Source organism: Sulfuriferula sp. GW1 (assembly GCF_047300855.1).
Classification (GTDB): Bacteria; Pseudomonadota; Gammaproteobacteria; order Burkholderiales; family Sulfuriferulaceae; genus Sulfuriferula.
This window is the reverse complement of record NZ_CP170197.1, coordinates 264,166-282,570: the sequence shown is the minus strand read 5'-3', so window position 1 is coordinate 282,570 and position 18,405 is coordinate 264,166. Positions and strand designations below refer to the sequence as shown.

General features: G+C 53.4%; 17 protein-coding genes. 5 read left to right on the top strand and 12 right to left on the bottom strand.

Translation table 11 applies throughout. The annotated features are described in order from the left end of the window. Positions 1 to 483: 483 nt before the first annotated feature. From ACFDAU_RS01350 to uraH, 12 genes are read right to left on the bottom strand one after another with little or no spacing between them, the layout of a single operon-like run. Positions 484 to 999, bottom strand: coding sequence for a nucleoside deaminase (locus ACFDAU_RS01350; RefSeq protein ID WP_413438285.1), 516 nt, complete (start codon positions 997 to 999; stop codon positions 484 to 486). A 57-nt stretch (positions 1,000 to 1,056) separates the two neighbouring features. Beyond that, positions 1,057 to 2,469, bottom strand: coding sequence for an 8-oxoguanine deaminase (locus tag ACFDAU_RS01345; RefSeq protein ID WP_413438284.1), 1,413 nt, complete (start codon positions 2,467 to 2,469; stop codon positions 1,057 to 1,059). A gap of 4 nt (positions 2,470 to 2,473) precedes the next feature. Next, on the bottom strand, positions 2,474 to 2,596 hold the full coding sequence (locus ACFDAU_RS01340; RefSeq protein ID WP_413438283.1) for a hypothetical protein: 123 nt from the start codon (positions 2,594 to 2,596) through the stop codon (positions 2,474 to 2,476). Continuing rightward, positions 2,589 to 3,938 (bottom strand): guanine deaminase, encoded by a 1,350-nt coding sequence (guaD, locus tag ACFDAU_RS01335; RefSeq protein ID WP_413438282.1) that lies wholly within the window; start codon positions 3,936 to 3,938, stop codon positions 2,589 to 2,591. The genes ACFDAU_RS01340 and guaD overlap by 8 nt, the downstream gene beginning before the upstream one ends. Next, positions 3,935 to 5,134, bottom strand: a complete 1,200-nt coding sequence (locus tag ACFDAU_RS01330; protein WP_413438281.1) for a urate hydroxylase PuuD — start codon at positions 5,132 to 5,134, stop codon at positions 3,935 to 3,937. Before ACFDAU_RS01330 ends, guaD begins: the two co-directional genes overlap by 4 nt. A gap of 5 nt (positions 5,135 to 5,139) precedes the next feature. Further along, entirely contained in the window at positions 5,140 to 6,066 is a 927-nt protein-coding gene (locus tag ACFDAU_RS01325; RefSeq protein WP_413438280.1) for an ABC transporter permease, read from the bottom strand. Next, positions 6,063 to 7,172 (bottom strand): ABC transporter permease, encoded by a 1,110-nt coding sequence (locus ACFDAU_RS01320; RefSeq protein ID WP_413438279.1) that lies wholly within the window; start codon positions 7,170 to 7,172, stop codon positions 6,063 to 6,065. The genes ACFDAU_RS01325 and ACFDAU_RS01320 overlap by 4 nt, the downstream gene beginning before the upstream one ends. Continuing rightward, on the bottom strand, positions 7,165 to 8,703 hold the full coding sequence (locus ACFDAU_RS01315; RefSeq protein WP_413438278.1) for an ABC transporter ATP-binding protein: 1,539 nt from the start codon (positions 8,701 to 8,703) through the stop codon (positions 7,165 to 7,167). Before ACFDAU_RS01315 ends, ACFDAU_RS01320 begins: the two co-directional genes overlap by 8 nt. Continuing rightward, positions 8,700 to 9,770 carry a xanthine dehydrogenase accessory protein XdhC gene (gene xdhC / locus ACFDAU_RS01310; RefSeq protein WP_413438277.1) on the bottom strand — a complete coding sequence of 357 codons (1,071 nt, stop codon included), beginning with the start codon at positions 9,768 to 9,770 and terminating at the stop codon, positions 8,700 to 8,702. Before xdhC ends, ACFDAU_RS01315 begins: the two co-directional genes overlap by 4 nt. Then, entirely contained in the window at positions 9,767 to 12,091 is a 2,325-nt protein-coding gene (gene xdhB / locus ACFDAU_RS01305; RefSeq protein WP_413438276.1) for a xanthine dehydrogenase molybdopterin binding subunit, read from the bottom strand. Before xdhB ends, xdhC begins: the two co-directional genes overlap by 4 nt. Further along, a complete protein-coding gene (xdhA, locus tag ACFDAU_RS01300; RefSeq protein WP_413438275.1) occupies positions 12,088 to 13,566 on the bottom strand; it encodes a xanthine dehydrogenase small subunit in 1,479 nt (492 codons plus the stop codon). Before xdhA ends, xdhB begins: the two co-directional genes overlap by 4 nt. Before the next feature lie 2 nt (positions 13,567 to 13,568). Beyond that, a complete protein-coding gene (gene uraH / locus ACFDAU_RS01295) occupies positions 13,569 to 13,919 on the bottom strand; it encodes a hydroxyisourate hydrolase (RefSeq protein ID WP_413438274.1) in 351 nt (116 codons plus the stop codon). Between the two features lie 533 nt (positions 13,920 to 14,452). On the opposite strand from uraH, the gene ACFDAU_RS01290 reads away from it, so the two are divergent. The 5 genes from ACFDAU_RS01290 to ACFDAU_RS01270 are packed head-to-tail and all read left to right on the top strand — an operon-like array spanning position 14,453 to position 18,273. Continuing rightward, entirely contained in the window at positions 14,453 to 15,235 is a 783-nt protein-coding gene (locus ACFDAU_RS01290) for a GntR family transcriptional regulator (protein ID WP_413438273.1), read from the top strand. 18 nt (positions 15,236 to 15,253) lie between these two features. Further along, a complete protein-coding gene (gene puuE, locus ACFDAU_RS01285; protein WP_413438272.1) occupies positions 15,254 to 16,186 on the top strand; it encodes an allantoinase PuuE in 933 nt (310 codons plus the stop codon). Between the two features lie 6 nt (positions 16,187 to 16,192). Next, positions 16,193 to 16,708 carry a 2-oxo-4-hydroxy-4-carboxy-5-ureidoimidazoline decarboxylase gene (gene uraD, locus ACFDAU_RS01280; RefSeq protein ID WP_413438271.1) on the top strand — a complete coding sequence of 172 codons (516 nt, stop codon included), beginning with the start codon at positions 16,193 to 16,195 and terminating at the stop codon, positions 16,706 to 16,708. Positions 16,709 to 16,729: 21 nt separating this feature from the next. After that, entirely contained in the window at positions 16,730 to 17,752 is a 1,023-nt protein-coding gene (alc, locus tag ACFDAU_RS01275; protein WP_413438270.1) for an allantoicase, read from the top strand. Then, positions 17,749 to 18,273, top strand: a complete 525-nt coding sequence (locus ACFDAU_RS01270; RefSeq protein ID WP_413438269.1) for an ureidoglycolate lyase — start codon at positions 17,749 to 17,751, stop codon at positions 18,271 to 18,273. Before alc ends, ACFDAU_RS01270 begins: the two co-directional genes overlap by 4 nt. The last annotated feature ends 132 nt before the right edge of the window (positions 18,274 to 18,405 follow it).

Below are 18,405 nucleotides of genomic sequence, written 5' to 3'. Positions count from 1 at the left end.
AACCTGCGACATTGGTCATGTTCATATCTGACTCACAGCAGCATTCATGCCAACGCGGAAACCAAGGTTGCGAGACGCCTAATACACTTTGGATTCAAATAAATACTCTATTCATAACAATCAGTTATAAATAAAATAATCTTCCATTTAAGTGGCGCCAGTTAACCAAAGAAAAATTATTTTGGGCCCCATTTAAGTGCATTTAAAATTATGTTTGTTGACTCAGGACGATGAAGATTGAATTTTTCCCGATCAAATCAGCCCGACCAGTATGTACAAAGAAGACGCAGGATTTCAGACGTTGGAACGATGGCAGAGCGGCGCAAGCAGCTCGTACGATTACATTGCAAAGGGTCGGCGTGATGCCGATACACTGGGGACAGGCTCTTCAACTATACATAGTTCGCTTCTATGCAAAGGGGTCGATCTGAGCCATTCCATCACAAAAATCAGCTCGGCGTGGTTTTGTATCTGACTCTGTTCCTATTTCTGCCAGAATGAACGATGCAGGCGAAGCGTTTCTTCCACAATTTCCTCGACCGGGCCGATCAGTTCCACTGGTTTCTGGCAGTGATCGAACACATAGCGAGAGGGCACGCTCATCGTCTGATTTTCTTTGTGGCCCCCGGTTTCCTGCAAGAGCTGGTGCTCGGTCATGCCGTATACGATGCGGCCGATATTTGCCCAATAGGCGGTGCCGGCGCACATGCAGCAGGGTTCGACGGCGGTATAGAGCATGCAACTCCATAGATACTCCGGCGAGAAATTGCTCGCGGCGATTCGTGCCAGCGTTGACTCCGCATGGTTCACCGTATCGATGTTGCACTGCTCAAGCAGGATCGTCTCCTGATCCGGGCCTACCAGGATCGCACCGAACGGGTGACAACCGAGGGTAACAGCGCGCTGGGCTACCTCGTTGGATCTGCGCAGATGCCGCAGCATCTGTTCGCGCGTGGGGGAAAAGTCCTGAGGGGGCAGGATGATGGAATTATCGGTCATGGTCGAGACTTCTGATTTCTCTCATAGCCAAGGTACTGTTCCAAAGGAATAAGCATTTCAAACCAGCCCTGCTCTTTTTAACATGCCCATACTGGCCGCGTTATGGCGTTTGATCAGCGCTGCCATATCCATGCCTTTCAGCTCGCTATTCTCGACCACGATCTTGCCATTAATGACAGAAAGCCAGACACGGCCGGGTGCGCAAGTCAGCAGCGAAGCAACCGGATCGCCCAGCGCACCGGCGTGACCCAGGTCATCCACACGAAAGGCCACCAGATCAGCGGCTTTGCCCGGTTCCAGGCTGCCAATGTCGTCGCGTTGCAGCACACGCGCTCCACCCAGGGTAGCGAGTTCCAGCGCCTCCCGTGCAGACAGGCGATCAGCACGCGACTCGAAGCCGGGCCAGCCTACACGTTGCAGCAGCATGGCCTGACGCGCCTCGCCCAGCATATGGTTGCCGTCGTTACTTGCGGAGCCATCTACCCCTAATCCCACACGCACACCCAAGTCCAGCATGCGCCGCACCGGTGCGATGCCCGAGGCGAGAATCATGTTGCTGCTGGCACAGTGACAGACACCACTGCAATGGTGGGCCAACCGGCCCATGTCAGATTCGCTGGGGTGCACCATGTGGGCGAACCAGACGTCACTTCCCGTCCACTCAACCGATTCTGCATAGTCCAGGGGATGTTTGCCGAATTTTTCAAGGCAGAAGCGATCCTCGTCCAGGGTTTCGGCAAGGTGAGTATGCAAACCAACGCGCTGATAAGTACGTGCCAGGCGTGCACTCTCACGCATCAGGTCTGCACTCACGCTGAAAGGCGAACAGGGTGCAAGCCCGATGCGCAGCATGGAACACGGCGCGGCATCATGAAAAGTCTCAATGACGCGCTGGCAGTCCTCAAGAATAGCGGCCTCGTTTTCTACTACCCTGTCTGGTGGCAGCCCTCCCTGGCTCTCGCCCAGGCTCATGCTGCCGCGCGTGGGATGAAATCGCACACCGAGCTCGCGTGCGGCGGCAATTTCGTCGTCCAGCCGCGTGCCATTTGGAAACAGATAAAGGTGATCCGCCACGGTGGTGGCACCGGATAGCAGCAGTTCGGCCAGTCCAACCTGGGTACTGACGTGTATCGCTTCCGGATCCATTTCAGCCCATACCGGGTAAAGCATTTTCAGCCAGTCAAACAGCACCCTGCCCTGCCCGGTGCCAATCGCACGCGTAAGGGTCTGGTAGAGATGATGATGGCAATTGACCAGCCCGGGCATCACCACACAGCCCCTGGCATCAATGGTGCGATGTGGGTAGCGAAAAGCAGGGTCTTGCGCTATCCATGCATCGATTTCCGTGGCTGCACCCAGCCTCAGGATCGTGTCACCCTCGACCAGAACACTGGCGCGAGGCAACTCTTCACGAGTTGCATTCATGGTCACCACCACCTCGGCATCGTGGATCAGTATCCGATTAATCATCTATTTATTTCTCAGCAGAACGCACGCCGTAGCGCAGATTTTTTTGGCTCAAATAGCGACGATAAACAACAGACCAGCGGTCGCTTGCCAGTGACAATTCCATTCCCGCAGCAAGTAAGTCATTCATTGGATAGATTCTCTGCACTAGGCAAGCATGCTCGTGTATGGACAAGTTCCCCGAGAATATAGGTGGCTGCCACAGCCCGATCATCACCCAGCGTCATAAATATGAACAGGCGTTCGATCAGGGTCGTCGCACTGCGCATGCGCCGCGCCATGAGTGGTGTTGATTCGGGATCCAGCACGATAAAATCGGCTTCTTTACCGGGAGCCAGGTTACCTATATTGTCATCCAACCCCAAGGCTTTGGCATTGCCCAGGGTGGCCAGATAGAAAGCCTGTAAAGATGGCAGCGTGTACCCGCGCAGTTGTGCCACTTTGTATGATTCACCCAGGGTGCGCAGCATGCTGAAACTGGTACCGCCGCCTACATCGGTAGCCACACCCACGCGCATGCCTGAATCCAGCACCCCGGCAAGATCAAACAAACCGCTGCCCAGAAACAGGTTCGAGGTGGGACAAAAAGCGGCTGTCGCGCCGCTATCCACCATGCGCTGACGGTCATCTTCATCGAGATGGATGCAGTGCGCGTAGACGGCACGCTCGCGCAACAGGCCATAGTGGTCGTAGACGTCAAGGTAACTTCGGCTCCATGGAAACAGCTTGGCCACCCAAGCCACTTCGTCCATATTTTCCGCGAGGTGGGTGTGGATATGCACCTCGGGATAGGTGCGTGCTAGCTCACCCACTTGGGCTAGTTGCGCATCCGACGAGGTAACGGCGAAGCGCGGGGTGATGGCATACCCCAGTCGCCCTTGTCCGTGCCAACGTTCTATCAGCGCTGCCGAATCGGCATATGCGCTATCAGATGTATCGCGCAAAAACTCGGGGCAGTTACGATCCATCAGCACTTTGCCCGCCACCATGCGCAGGGCTCGCTGCCCAGCTACGGCGAAGAAGGCATCCAGCGATTGACGATGGGTCGTGCCAAACACTAACGCTGTTGTGGTGCCGTTGCGCAGCAATTCGTCAAGGAAGAATCCAGCGACTTCTGTCGCGTGGTTCATGTCGTCGAAACGACCTTCGGCGGGAAAGGTGTAATGCTCCAGCCAGTCCAGTAGTTGCTTCCCCGGCGAGGCGATGACATCTGTCTGGGAATAGTGGATATGGGTATCGATGAAGCCCGGCAAAATCATCCGGCCCGAGTAGTCGGTAAGCTGTGTGCCGGCCGGCAGCGTGGGGTGCAATTCTGCGTAGCCACCAAGCGCGAGCACGCGGCCATTCTCCACGACTATCAAGCCGTCTGGGATAAACTGATAGGAATGGTCAGCACCCGCCTCACCGGGGTTGGTGAGAAAATGCAGGATAGACCCACGAAAGGCATTACATACTGCTGCCGTCATGCTCATTTAGAGGGGCCCCCGGCAATCCCCCAGGCAACAATAAATTGCCGTTCCTGATCGGTCATGCCTGTCAGATTTCCAAGCGGCATGGCCCGACTGGATACCTGCTGATAAATCTGTGTGGCGTGGGAGGCGATACGCTCAGGCGTATCCAGCATCACACCCTTGGGTGCAGCAACAAAACCTGCCTGGGTAACTTTCTCGGCATGACAACTTGCACAACGGTTTTGCACGATATGTACTACCTGTGCAAACTGATCGGCGGTATTCACAGAAGCGACAGCTTGGGGTGCTGATGCAGGAGAGATGGCAAACGCTACACCAGCCAGCAGAACCACCCCCAGCACTATCGGCACCGGTGAGGCGTGCCCTTTGTGACGTGCGACGAAATACACGCGAATAGCTGCACCCGCAATGGAAATGGCGATAAGGAGCACCCAGTTATACGGGTGATTAAACACCATCGCATAGTGATTGCTCATCATGGTGAATATCACCGGCAAGGTGAAGTAGGTGTTATGCAGCGAACGTTGCCTGGCCTTCAAGCCTGGCGCGGGGTCGGGTTCACGGCCTGCCAGTTTGGCTTTTATCAACTCGCGCTGACCGGGGATAATGACAAAAAATACGTTGGCGACCATCAGTGTACCGAGCATGGCACCATAGTGAATGAAGGCGCCGCGACCACTAAATACATGGCACAATCCCCACGCAGCGACGGCAGCCAGCATTGCTACCGCCAGCCCAAGCAGGCGGTCATTACACCCCAGGGGCGAACGGCACAAGCCGTCGTAAATCAGCCAGCCCAACACCAGAGAACCGAGGCCGATAGCAATGGCCTCCATTGGTGAAAGCGCGGCTACCGCAGGATCAATCAGATAGGATCCCGCCCCTACATAGTAAACCAGGCACAACATGAAAAAACCCGATAGCCATGTGGTGTAGGCTTCCCATTTGAACCAGTGCAACGGCTCGGGCAATAACTGCGGTGCCACACGGTATTTTTGCGCGTGGTAAAAACCGCCACCGTGAACAGACCATACTTCCCCGGCAATTCCTTTGTCGGAATCATCCGGATTTTTTGGCTTGAGCAGGTGGTTATCCAGCCAGACAAAATAAAACGAAGCGCCTATCCAGGCGATGCCACTAATCAGGTGCAGCCAACGTCCCAAAAGATTAAGCCAGTCCAGCCAATAAGCATTCATATGGTTCAGCTATGCGGGTAATAACTCTGACCCAGAGACATCGGTTGATTAAGCAGGATGGTTTTTGGATTTCGGCTGATCAATACCAGCACAACGATAGTCACCAGATAAGGCAACATGGAGAGTAGCTGCGAGGCGATATGTATCCCCATACCCTGTCCGTAAAACTGGAGGATGGTGACACCGCCGAACAAGTATGCGCCCAGCAGCACACGCACAGGTTTCCAGGTAGCGAAAACAACCAGTGCAAGCGCTATCCAGCCCCGTCCCGCAGTCATACCCTCCACCCACATGGGCGTCACGGCAAGCGACATATAAGCTCCAGCCAAACCGCTCATGGCACCGCCGAACAACACCGCCATGTAGCGTATGCCTATCACCGAATAGCCGATGGCATGAGCAGAAGCGGGCGACTCTCCGACTGCGCGCACCACCAGTCCCCAGCGCGAACGCCCGAAAAACCACTGCAACGCGAATAGCGCCACGATCGAACCGTAAACCACGATATCAAAGTGAAATAACAGCGGGCCGAGAAAAGGGATATCACTCAACAGCGGAATCGGGAACGGTTGCAGTCCGTCTAGCGGCACACCCACATAATCACGTCCTGCAAAAGCACTCAGACCCACCCCGAACAGGGTTAATGCAAGCCCCGTGGCGACCTGGTTTGTTTGCAGGCTGAGGGTAAGCACCGCGAATATCAGGGCTAGCGTGATACCGGAAAACATGCCAGCTGCAAAGCCCAGACCCAGACTGCCGGTTTGGGAAGCTACGGCAAAGCCCGCCATGGCGCCGACCAGCATCATACCTTCTACTCCCAGATTGAGCACACCCGCGCGCTCAGTCGCCAGTTCTCCAAAAGCGGCATACGCCAGCGGCGTGGCGGCTGCAACCGTGCTGGCGAGAATAGGGACGAGTTGTTCGACGTTCATATAAGCTCCTCGGGCAACAGCGTATCAACCGGCCTCACCTGCTCCACCGGGCGGGCGTATGATTTAAAATGGAAGTTGATAAAGATATCTGCGGCAAGCAAGTAGAACAGCAGCAATCCCTGAAACAGCCCGGTCACGGCTGAAGGCAAACCGAGGTTCATCTGCGCCGTTTCTCCGCCCAAATAAAGCAGGGACATGAGCAAGCTTGCCAGCAGCACCCCGAGCGGATGAAGCCGACCAACGAAAGCGACAATAATGGCGGCGAAACCGTAGCCTGGCGAAATCGTAGGCTGCAACTGACCAATCGGACCAGCCACTTCAGCCATCCCCGCAAATCCCGCCATCCCGCCGCCGATCAACAAGGCCAGCCAGACATTGCGCTTCTCGCTAAAACCAGCATAACGCGCTGCTGCAGGAGCCAAACCGCTTACCTGCATGCGAAAACCGGCAAACATCTTATGCGAAAAAAACCACGACACTGCTACCAGCAGCAATGCGATGACGAATGCCAGATTGGTGCGCAAGCCATCAACCAGAAGCGGCAGCATCTCTGCATCCGAGAACATTTTTGTTTGGGGAAAGTTAAAGCCATCGGGGTCACGCCAGGGACCCTGAACGAGGTAACCTAGAAATAGCTGAGCGACATATACCAACATCAGACTCACCAGTATTTCATTGGTATGAAATCGGGTACGCAAGAACGCCGGAATAGCTGCCCAGGCCATACCACCGGCCACCCCCGCACAAACCATCAGCGGCAATACCCAAGTTGCCTCCACGCCATGGAAATACAAGGCCACGCCCCCTGCTGCAATTGCGCCCATGGTGAGCTGGCCTTCCGCACCGATGTTCCATACACTGGCACGGAACCCGATGGACAGCCCCAGACCGCACAGTATCAGCGGCGTGGCTTTCAATAGCCACTCACCGATACCATAGGCCGTGGTCAAGGGTTTAATAAAGAATATCCAAAAGGCATGCAGCGGATCCTTCCCCAACAAGATAAATAACAAATAGCCGGTAATCAGCATGCACACTGCCGCAATCAGCGGTGAAGCAAACATCATTAATGTTGACGGATGGGCACGGCGTTCCAGTCTAAGCATGAGCAAGCTCCGAATTATCCTGGGTGAATTCGCCACTCATCCACAGGCCGATTTGTGCCACGCTGGTTTCTACAGCAGCTACCACCGGCGAAAGCCGTCCGTCGGCAATGACCGCGATGCGATCGCAGATCATGAATAACTCCTCCAACTCTTCCGACACCACTAGCACAGCCACCCCCTGATTTCTCAGGTCAATCAGCGCCTGTCGTATCAGTTGTGCTGCTCCTATATCCACACCCCAGGTGGGCTGGGCAACGATCATCATCTTGGGTGCGAACATGATTTCGCGACCAACAATGAATTTTTGCAGATTCCCGCCCGATAGACTGCTTGCCAAAGCCTTGTCGCCGCCACATTTCACATTAAAACGTTTGATGACAGCCTGGGCGAAAACACGCACTGAGGAGTGGTCAATGAGCCCTCGTTTGACCATACTGCTGTCGCTACCCGTGATCAGCGCATTGAGTCCCAGACTCAATGACGGCACAGCACCGCGTCCCAAACGCTCTTCCGGCACAAAGCGCAGGCCCAACTTGCGCCGCTGTGCCGGATTAGATTTTCCTGCTGCAGTACCGCAGATATGGGTGGTGTCCGACTGCTGCATAGGCTGTTCGCCGGACAAAGCGGCCAATAGCTCTTTCTGACCATTTCCTGATATTCCAGCGATCCCGACAATTTCACCGCTGCGCACTTCAAGGTCGATATTTTTCAAATGCGTACCGAATGGATCAACGGTAGCCAGACTGAGCTGATTGATTTTGAGACGAACTTCACCAGGCGTTCGGGTATCCATTTGGCAGTGTGGCAAATCTTTGCCTATCATCATCCGCGCCAGCGATTCACGGGTTTCCTGTTTGGGGCTCGTTGTGCCCGTTACACACCCGCTGCGCAGCACCGTGGCGCTATCGCACAATGCCTGGATTTCGTCCAGCTTGTGGCTAATGTAGAGAATGCTGCAGCCCTCGGCTGCCAGCCGACGCAGAGTTTCGAACAGCTTGAGCACAGCTTGCGGGGTAAGTACCGAGGTAGGCTCATCCATGATCAGCAGTCGGGGACGATTTAGCAGGCAACGTACAATTTCCACACGCTGGCGCTCACCAACCGACATGCTGTGCACCAACCGGTGCGGATCAATGGGTAGGCCATATTCTTCAGACACTGCACTGATACGCTGCGCCAGCTCGGAAGATGCCATCGGCGTATCCAGGGCAAGAGAAATGTTTTCCGCCACGGTGAGTGTCTCGAACAGGGAGAAATGCTGGAACACCATACCGATACCCATGCGCCGCGCTTCGGCCGGTGATTCAATATGCACTTCGCGGTTCTCCCACAACATCTCGCCGGCATCGGGCCTGGTCACACCGTAGATGATCTTCATCAGCGTGCTCTTGCCAGCTCCATTTTCCCCCAGCACCGCATGAATCTCACCGGGGCGCACAATCAAATCGACCTTCTCATTCGCTACCACTGAAGGATAAATTTTGGTGATGCCGCGCAATTCCAGACGCGGGTGAGAAAGTTGCATGTTCATGATCGCTGACTATCCATGGCAAGTTGGAGACTGCTACTGGTGCTATGCCCGGCAAGCTGCCGTGCTTCACGTTCCTGCAACAACTGAGCCACGACAGCAACGGCAATCGTGGCTGGCTCTTTGCCGGAAATACCCGCAAGACCAATCGGGCAAGTGATGCGTTCAGCCTGAAAACCCTGTCGTGTCAGACGATGGTCAAAACGGGCAGCCTTAGTACACGAACCGATCAGCCCGATGAAACCTCTCGTTTCATGCGTCAGAATGGCTTGGCAGATTGTGTAATCGAGATCGTGGTCGTGCGTTAGTACCAGGAACCACGCATCTTCCGGCGCATACCGCACTTCGGCAGCAGGTATTTCGCTCTCCAGCGTGGTGACGCCGCTATATACATCCGTAGGAAAAGCCCCGGCACGGGAATCCACCCAGGTAATGTCGAAAGGCAAATCGTTCAAGAGTCTGACGATGGCCTGGCCCACATGGCCAGCTCCAAATATCCACAGTGGCGTGTGTTCACGATCCAGACGTTCGAACAGCACCTTGTCTCCATCGCGAGACACCAACCGGGTACGTGATGAATCCGGCGCAGCGTGCATCAGTGATTCGGCGTAGCTGCTGAGTTCTGTAAATTCAGGATCAGGGTGCTGAACGCTGGATAGAAACAGCGTACGCCGGGAGATGTGTTTGTCTTCGGCTAGGGTAGCAAGCACAACCTGGCTGGCCTGTTGCATTTGTATATTTGCAGCACTAATAAATTCAAGATCTGCGGCTGTAAAACGCTCCCACCACAGGTCGACTATGCCGCCGCAACACTGCCCCAACGCAGCCCCTAGAGAGAAGCGTTGGCAGTGTGATAGCTTGCCGGATTGGTCAAGCAGGTCGCGCGCCAATTCAATGGCTTTGAATTCCAGATGCCCTCCACCCAGAGTACCTGACGTACCATGTCGATACACCAACATTGAAGCACCTGCCTCGCGTGGCGCAGAACCGCTGGTAGCTGCAACAACTACACGGATGACATCATTTTTATTAGTTAACAGGAGTTCGAGGTCGACTAGCCAGTGCTTCATACCGATTCCTCGGCCACGGCATGATTGCGTACTGACTCCGTGCTGCCATCTATTGCATGCAAAATCGCCTGCGGCGTGGCAGGAGCAGTCAAATTCATTGCCGCTATGGGCCCCGCAGCACTGGCCACAGCGTCGCGCAAGGCATGGAAAACAGATATCGCCAGCATCAATGGCGGTTCGCCCACTGCCTTGGAATGGAAGATGGTGTCTTCAGCGTTGGGTGTGTTGTCCAGCAGACGGACGCGGGCATCCTCGGGCCAGTCGCTTACCGCCGGGATTTTGTAGGTGGACGGTGCATGTGTTTTGAGTTCGCCTTGATTGTTCCACCATAATTCCTCGCTAGTCAGCCAGCCTGCCCCTTGTAGGAAACCGCCTTCTATCTGGCCGATATCCAGAGCCGGGTTGAGCGATTTTCCTACGTCATGAAGAATATCCACCCTTAATATACGGTTCTCTCCAGTCAGGGTATCGACTGCTACTTCGGTGACGGCCGCACCATAAGCAAAATAGAAAAAAGGCCGGCCACGCAGGGTACTACGGTTGTAGTGAATTTTTGGCGTGCGATAAAAGCCGGTCGACGATAGCGAAATACGCGCCAAATAAGCATCGCGAACGAGAGCATCGAATCCCAAAGAGTTTGCACCAATGCGTACTTTGCCCGCTTCAAAGACCACCTCGTGAGCCTGGACGTGATAGGTCTCTACAGCGAAAGCAATCAGCCTTTCCTTGATTATTCGCGCCGCGATCTGGGCAGCCTTGCCATTGAGATCACTGCCTGAGGACGCGGCAGTTGCGGACGTGTTGGGTACCTTGCTAGTGTCAGTGGTGGATACCCGTACCTGATCCAGCGCGATACCAAATTCGTCGGCTACGACCTGTGCGACCTTGGTAAACAGCCCCTGCCCCATCTCTGTGCCGCCGTGGTTCAGCAATATACTGCCGTCGGTATACACCTGTACCAAAGCACCCGCCTGATTGTATTGAGTCGCAGTAAAGGAAATGCCGAATTTGACTGGCGTCAATGCGATACCACGTTTGATGATGGGGTTATGGGCATTGAATTTGGTGATAGCTGTCCGGCGTGACGTGTAGTCACTGCTGGCTACCAGATCGTCGACGATTCGGTGCACAAGATTGTCTTCGACCTGCATGTGGTAGGGGGTAACATTGCGCTCGCCGATGCCATAGAAATTGATACGCCGCACCGCCAGCGGGTCAAGATCAAGATGGCGTGCAATATCATCGAGCACCGCTTCGATTGCCATCATCCCTTGCGGTCCGCCAAAGCCGCGAAAGGCCGTATTCGACACCGTATGCGTCTTGCAACGATGCGATACGATTTGTACATGTTCCAGAAAATAGCAATTATCGGCGTGAAACATGGCACGATCATTGACCGGACCTGACAGGTCGACAGAGTAACCGCAGCGCGAGGCCAACATTAGCGACAGGCCGAAAATGCGCCCTTGATCATCGAAACCAACGTCGTATTCTGCAATAAAGTCATGGCGTTTCCCGGTCATCACCATGTCGTCGTCGCGGTCCAACCGCACCTTGGTGGGTCGACCCGTTGCCGTGGCGACAAGCGCAGCCACGCAGGCAAACAGAGCTGGCTGGCTTTCCTTGCCACCGAAACCACCGCCCATGCGCCGACACTGCACCACTACGTCGTGAGCATGTTTGCCCAGGGCATGGGCAACCAGGTGCTGAACCTCACTGGGATGCTGGGTGGAGCTATGGACCAGTACGCCGCCATTTTCTTGAGGCAGTGCAAAGGCAATCTGTCCTTCAAGATAAAAATGGTCTTGACCGCCGATGGAAATCGCGCCGGATAAGCGCTGCGGTGCCTCGCTAATAACTACTTCTGGCTCGCCTCGGCGCAATGTTTCTGTAGGCAAAACGAAACTGTCGGCAGCCAAAGCAGTAGCAATATCGAGTATTGCCGGCAGGGGCTCGTAGTCAATGCGTGCAAGTTTCGCTGCTCGGCGCGCCATATCAATCGAGTTGGCCGCAACGGCAAAAATAGGCTGGCCGTGAAATTGGATGATGTCTGTGGCGAAGATTGGGTCGTCGTGCATTACCGGCCCATAGTTGTTCTCACCTGGAATATCCATGGCGGTAAAAACTCGAACCACTCCCGGGGCACTCAAGACCGCTGACAAGTCCATGTGTTTGATACGGCCATGCGCTATATCACTCATGCCAAATGCTACATGCAGCACATTGGCTGGTAGCGCGATATCGTCCGCATAATAAGCCCGACCAGAAACATGCAAAGCAGCACTTTCGTGGGCAACAGGCTGATTCACCACAGGGTTCATGATGAGACTCCGCAAACTTTTTCCACACGACAAAGTGTCGTCGATTCGGCATGTTCCAGATACAACCGCTTTAACAGGTTTTGCGCCACCTTGAGCCGATAAGCAGCACTTGCCCGCATGTCGCTGAGCGGTGCAAAATCCTGAGCAATCCCGGGTAGCGCTGCCTCGATAGAGGATAAAGACCAAGCCTGTCCGGTGAGCATGGTTTCAGTCTGTACAGCCCGCTTGGGTGTCGCCGCCATGCCACCGTATGCGATACGCGCCGCGATGATGTGACCGTTGTCGATGTCAAGCACGTAGGCACCACACACTGCTGAAATATCCTGGTCTACGCGCTTGGAAATTTTGTAGCTAGCCACGATGCGGCCCGGCATTGACAAAGGTACGCTCACCGCCTCGACAAACTCACCCGGCTGTAACGCTTTTTCTTGGTAGCCGAGGTATAAATCCTCCAGCGCCAATGCGCGAGTTTCGGTACCTCTGCGCAACTTCAGGATGGCGCCCAAGGCGATGAGAATGGGCATGGAATCCCCAATGGGCGAACCATTGGCCAGATTCCCGCACAAGGTTCCGGAATTGCGGATAGGCGGTGAAGCAAAGCGGCGGTACAACTCGTCCAGCATCGGATAATGTACGACCAGCGCAGCATAGGCATCTGACAGACGCACGGCAGCGCCAATTTCAAGCGTAGTGTTCGTTTCACTTATTCGCTTCAGCTCTGTGACTTCGCCGAGATAAATCAAACTGGGAAGTGCACGCAACTGCTTTGTAACCCACAAACCAATGTCAGTACCACCGGCGAGCAGCAAGGCAGCAGGGTGTCGCAGATAGTTTTGCGCCAGTTCATCCAGGCTACGCGGAGCATGAAAAGAGGCATTCCCATTCAGGCGCAGGCTGTCGGTTCGTTGCAGGGCACGCAACCGCTGCTTGCGGGATTCGTCTTGCGCGTCTGTTTGGCTCCAACTCGCTGGGGCCGCATAGTCATTCAACCGACACCCTGCTTCGATAATGGGGCGGTAACCGGTGCAGCGGCACAGGTTACCGGCTAACGCATCCATTATTTGCGCGCGCCGTGCGCCGGGCTGGTTCAAATAAACATCGAACAACGCCATGACAAATCCGGGTGTGCAAAAGCCGCATTGGGAAGCATGATGATCAACCATGGCCTGCTGTACCGGATGCAGTGGCGCATCGTTGCGGGAAAGGCTCTCTACGGTCACCACCTCCTTGCCATCCACCGTGGGCAAAAAGCGGATGCAGGAATTGACCGCGCGATACGCAATTTTCTCTCCCTCCAACTCACCCAAGACCACGGTGCAAGCTCCGCAATCGCCTTCGGCACAACCTTCTTTAGTACCTGTACGTCCGAGAATGTCACGCAGAAACTGAAGCAGCGTGGTCGCCGGTGGCACGCCCCTCGCCTCGATCACCTCGCCGTCCAGCATAAAACGGATACCGTTGTCGTCAGCACCCACGCTCAACTTCCCCGATAAGTCGAATATCCCCACGGCGATACCAGCAGTGGCACGTGATAGCGTCCTAATGGATCAGCCACACTGAAGCGTATGGCTATGCGGTCAAGAAAAGGCGGGTCGGGTAAAGCAAGTCCGGAACTACTGAAATATTTCGCGATATAAAACACAAACTCGTACTCTCCAATGCAAAGCTCTCTACCTTCAAGCAAAGCACCGTCGCTACGCCCGTCACTGTTGCTGTGGAAAGAAATCAGCAACGTGGTAGGTTGACCAATCCGGTAGATTTCCACGGGGATACCCGCGGCAGGGCATCCCTGCGCCGTATCAATAATATGCGTGGTTAATTTGCCCATAGGGAAGGCTATATCCTTTTAATTATCTTGATCGTCAAGCTTTATGTCTCTCTGATTTGACTGCTGTCAAAAACCAATACATGGCAGTTCAAACACAACCTAACTTCGATGAATGTTTTATATGATCTGATATCCAAAAAGTTGAACACAATTTTATAAGCAATATCCATACCCCCCAAACATTTCTTCTTTTTTAAGACGGTCGAATAGTCACAAAACACTCATAGCTTTATATCGCATGTATACAATGCCAAATACTTAACTACACTTGAGAACAATATTCCGAACGGATTTTTTGTGCAGGATCGAAGCGCAATACACCCATTAACACAGTAAATGGGCAGTAGTTTTTGCATATCTTTGGTGCAGATTTTTATTTTTTGCCACAATATGGTGCGCTTTAAATACTTATACTCTATACATTTTAGGTAGAATTATTCCAGCATAATTGTATCCATTTATATCTTGTGTTAGCTTGCAGTTGACACGTTAAATTCATTAAAATGGGCTCATTGCGATCATTTTTTAAAAGAATGCAGACAGAAGAAAAGCTGCGTAAGGACAGGAAGGAACAAACGAATATGTCTTCGCTAAATGAATCTCTAACAGCTTCCATGGCGCCCTCCCTGATCGTCACAAAACGGGGTATGTCAGACGTAGATAAAAAAATCTACGACGCTGTCTTTAATGCAGTCATGAACCAGCGATTACCTCCCGGAACCAAATTGACCGAAGCCCATTTTTGTGAATTATTTAAAGTAAGCCGCACCATTGTGCGCAAGGCGTTGCAGCGCCTTGCGCATGCCCATATTGTGGTGCTTAAACCTAACCAGGGTGCCAGCATAGCCTCCCCCACACCACAGGAAACCCGGGAAATATTTGCTGCGCGACGCGGTATAGAAGCAGCAATTATTCCTCTCGCCATAGAACACGCAAGCAACGCCCAAATTGCGGGCTTGCGCAAAATGGCCAAAGCAGAACATGCCGCTTTCGAGAGTGGCGATCGCGCCAACTGGATAAGCCTGGGTGGGGCGTTTCACATTGCCCTGGCAGAATTGGCGGGGAATAGTGTCTTGCACAGATTCCTGTCCGAATTGGTATCCCGATGCTCGTTGATCATCGCACTGTATCAATTGCCCGGAAACATCGCTTGTAGCCACGATGAGCATGACCGGCTAATTGATATCATCGCAAGCAAAGATGTAAAGCTCGCGTTGAAAATGATGGAACAACATTTGCTAGCGATAGAAGCGAGACTCAATCTGAATGATGAGAGAGAAAAAATCAACCTCGCTGAAATTCTTGGATTGGCATGAACCCACCAATGATAAAAGATGATCAAAACCACTTTAGCAACTGATTACCCGAGGGATTTGGTCGGCTATGGGCAGAATCCACCGCATCCCAGATGGCCTGAAAATGCACGCATTGCCGTACAGTTCGTGCTGAATTACGAGGAAGGCTCAGAAAACAGCATCCTGCATGGTGATGCGTCCTCGGAAACCTTTCTTTCGGAAATCATTGGTGCCCTGCCCTTTGTCGGCAGTCGACACATGAGCATGGAATCATTGTTCGAATACGGGAGTCGAGCCGGTGTATGGCGCATCCTGAAACTGTTCCAGGATCGGCAACTTCCCCTTAGCGTTTTTGCTGTGGGAATGGCACTGGCGCGACACCCGGAACTGGCTAAGCACCTGGTTGAATCTGGACATGAGATCGTCGCACATGGCTGGCGCTGGATTGATTATCACGGCATGGATGAGGCCACGGAACGCGAACATATTCAACTGGCAGTGGAAACGTTGCGCGACCTGACCGGCAGCGCCCCTTCAGGTTGGTATACCGGGCGTACGAGTGAAAATACGCGCCGTTTGCTGGTGGAACACGGTGGCTTTGTCTATGACGCCGATTCTTATAGCGACGATTTGCCTTACTGGGAAACAGTGTCCGGTCAACCTCATTTGGTTGTGCCCTATACCTTGGATACCAATGATATGCGCTTCGCCACCGTACAGGGTTTCAATAGCGGTGACCAGTTCTTCTCATATCTTAAAGATGCGTTTGACACCCTTTATGCAGAAGGCGCCAATGCACCCAAGATGCTCTCAATCGGTCTGCATTGCCGCGTGGCTGGTCGCCCGGGGCGAATTGCCGCGCTGGCGCGTTTTATGGATTATGTTCAGCACCACGATCAAGTCTGGATATGCCGCCGAATCGATATTGCCCGGCACTGGATAAAACACCATCCTGCTCCATGCAAGAGCTGAAGACCGATGCCACCCTATTCAATAGCGTCGCTGAATGCATTGGAACAAAGGTCTTTCATCTCCTGTTTATCAGGTGTTTACGAACACTCGCCGTGGGTTGCCGAGCACGCCAGCTTGCGACGCCCATTTGCTTCAGTGGGGGAACTCGCCGCTGCCATGCACGCATGCGTCCTCGCTGCCAGCGAACCCCAGCAGCTGGCACTGATTCGAGCCCATCCTGAATTAGCTGGAAAACTTGCTATCGACGGTGGATTAACTGCGGCTTCGCGTTTAGAACAAAGCGCAGCCGGTCTGGACAAGTGCACTCCACACGAGTTTGCGCGAATATCCGGGCTTAATCAGGCCTATCAGGCGAAATTCGGTTTCCCTTTTATCATCGCGGTTAGGGGCATGTCCGGAACAGCCATCATCGCCGCAATGGAACAGCGCCTTGCCCACCCGTTTGACCGGGAAATATGTACAGCTTTGGATGAAATCGGACGCATCGCAAGTTTTCGTCTCAATGATCTTGTCATTGATTAACTATTTTAGTGAAATAACCCAATGGAAATTCAATCCGCAATTCATGAGGCACCCGATTTCGCCACCCGCTGGGTCAATCTTTCAGACCCGCGCTTAGGTGCGCTGGCTTTATCAGCCAGCGATGACTTTTTTGCGCCTAAAGAACGCTTGCTCAATCCAGAACCACCAATATTCATCCCCGGGAAATATGACGATCACGGAAAGTGGATGGATGGATGGGAAACGCGGCGCAAGCGTGGGGCTGGAAATGATCATTGCGTGGTGAAACTGGGTCTTCGTGGCGTGATTAAAGGCATAGACATCGACACCAGCCACTTTACTGGAAACTACCCACCCGCCGCGTCGTTAGAAGCAGCTATTTGCGATAAAGACCCGGACGAATCAACCCAGTGGGTACGCCTGCTGGATCCCATTTCCCTGTGCGGCAACGCGCATCATTACCTTGAAATAAGTAATCCCCGTGTATGGAGTCATGTACGTTTAAACATATATCCCGATGGGGGCATCGCACGCCTGCGCATATTCGGTCAGGTCGCTTGTGATTGGGCGGCTCGCGCGAAAGATCAATTATACGATCTCGTTGCTCTGGAGAACGGCGGACTGGCGGTGGCCTGCAACGATGCGCATTTCGGCAAACCTTTCAATTTGCTGGCACCTAGCCGTGGCATCAATATGGGCGATGGATGGGAAACACGGCGCCGACGCGAACCCGGCAATGACTGGGCAATTATTGCGCTGGGTCATCCGGGAACAATTAGGAAAATCGAAGTCGATACCGCCCATTACAAGGGCAACTATCCTGACAAATGCTCCGTTCAAGGTGCCTATGTCCAAGGCGGAACCGAGCAATCCATCATATCGCAAAGTATGTTTTGGCCGACGTTGCTCCCAGAACAGTCGCTGACGATGGATAAAATTCATACATTCGTCGACCAACTCCATGCCTTAGGGGCAATTACACACATCCGGTTCAACATTATTCCGGATGGCGGTGTCAGTCGTTTGCGACTTTGGGGAAACCTCGATGAGGGTTGCTCTCAATGACCAGCCCTGGCGAATTGGCGTTCGAGCCACTCACTGCCGACGAGTTCGCTCCATTTGGTGACGTAATCGAAGCCAGGGATTCAAGTGCCTATTTTGTTAATAATGGCCAGGCGCAACGTTTTCATGACCTCGCCAAAATCGATGTCGCCGCAGGCGATGGTTACCCCTTAATCAACATATTTCGCGGCGCTCCCACCCACTTTCCGCTGACGCTGAATAAAATCGAACGGCATCCACTGGGTAGCCAGGCATTTATTCCCTTGGGAAATTATCAATTCCTGATTGTGGTCGCCGGCACAACCAGCAACGATTTACCTGGCCCACTACGCATTTTCTTGAGTAACGGTCATCAAGGTGTTAATTACAGACCCGGTGTATGGCATCATCCACTCATTGTGCTAAATCACACAACTGAATTCTTGGTTATAGATCGAGGGGGTACAGGTGCTAACTGTGATGTCGCCGAGCTAAGCAACAGAATCGTAATCGAATCTCCTGAAATCCTGAATTTATCCTCGTAAACTGTTTACGAGGATAAATTTCTCGCATTGCAGGGCAAGACAGGATGTTTATTTTGCGCAAGCACTTTTACGGTACGGGTACAGTTTGCCTGCGTGCCCATTCGGGCACTGAGAATGCACATTTGTTTTCAA

Coding starts and splice junctions, on each gene's coding strand:
- ACFDAU_RS01350 (WP_413438285.1), bottom strand. CDS start 999: ATGACCGATAATTCCATCATCCTGCCCCCTCAGGACTTTTCCCCCACG.
- ACFDAU_RS01345 (WP_413438284.1), bottom strand. CDS start 2,469: ATGATTAATCGGATACTGATCCACGATGCCGAGGTGGTGGTGACCATG.
- ACFDAU_RS01340 (WP_413438283.1), bottom strand. CDS start 2,596: ATGAATGACTTACTTGCTGCGGGAATGGAATTGTCACTGGCAAGCGAC.
- guaD (WP_413438282.1), bottom strand. CDS start 3,938: ATGAGCATGACGGCAGCAGTATGTAATGCCTTTCGTGGGTCTATCCTG.
- ACFDAU_RS01330 (WP_413438281.1), bottom strand. CDS start 5,134: ATGAATGCTTATTGGCTGGACTGGCTTAATCTTTTGGGACGTTGGCTG.
- ACFDAU_RS01325 (WP_413438280.1), bottom strand. CDS start 6,066: ATGAACGTCGAACAACTCGTCCCTATTCTCGCCAGCACGGTTGCAGCC.
- ACFDAU_RS01320 (WP_413438279.1), bottom strand. CDS start 7,172: ATGCTTAGACTGGAACGCCGTGCCCATCCGTCAACATTAATGATGTTT.
- ACFDAU_RS01315 (WP_413438278.1), bottom strand. CDS start 8,703: ATGAACATGCAACTTTCTCACCCGCGTCTGGAATTGCGCGGCATCACC.
- xdhC (WP_413438277.1), bottom strand. CDS start 9,770: ATGAAGCACTGGCTAGTCGACCTCGAACTCCTGTTAACTAATAAAAAT.
- xdhB (WP_413438276.1), bottom strand. CDS start 12,091: ATGAACCCTGTGGTGAATCAGCCTGTTGCCCACGAAAGTGCTGCTTTG.
- uraH (WP_413438274.1), bottom strand. CDS start 13,919: ATGGGCAAATTAACCACGCATATTATTGATACGGCGCAGGGATGCCCT.
- ACFDAU_RS01290 (WP_413438273.1), top strand. CDS start 14,453: ATGCAGACAGAAGAAAAGCTGCGTAAGGACAGGAAGGAACAAACGAAT.
- puuE (WP_413438272.1), top strand. CDS start 15,254: ATGATCAAAACCACTTTAGCAACTGATTACCCGAGGGATTTGGTCGGC.
- uraD (WP_413438271.1), top strand. CDS start 16,193: ATGCCACCCTATTCAATAGCGTCGCTGAATGCATTGGAACAAAGGTCT.
- alc (WP_413438270.1), top strand. CDS start 16,730: ATGGAAATTCAATCCGCAATTCATGAGGCACCCGATTTCGCCACCCGC.
- ACFDAU_RS01270 (WP_413438269.1), top strand. CDS start 17,749: ATGACCAGCCCTGGCGAATTGGCGTTCGAGCCACTCACTGCCGACGAG.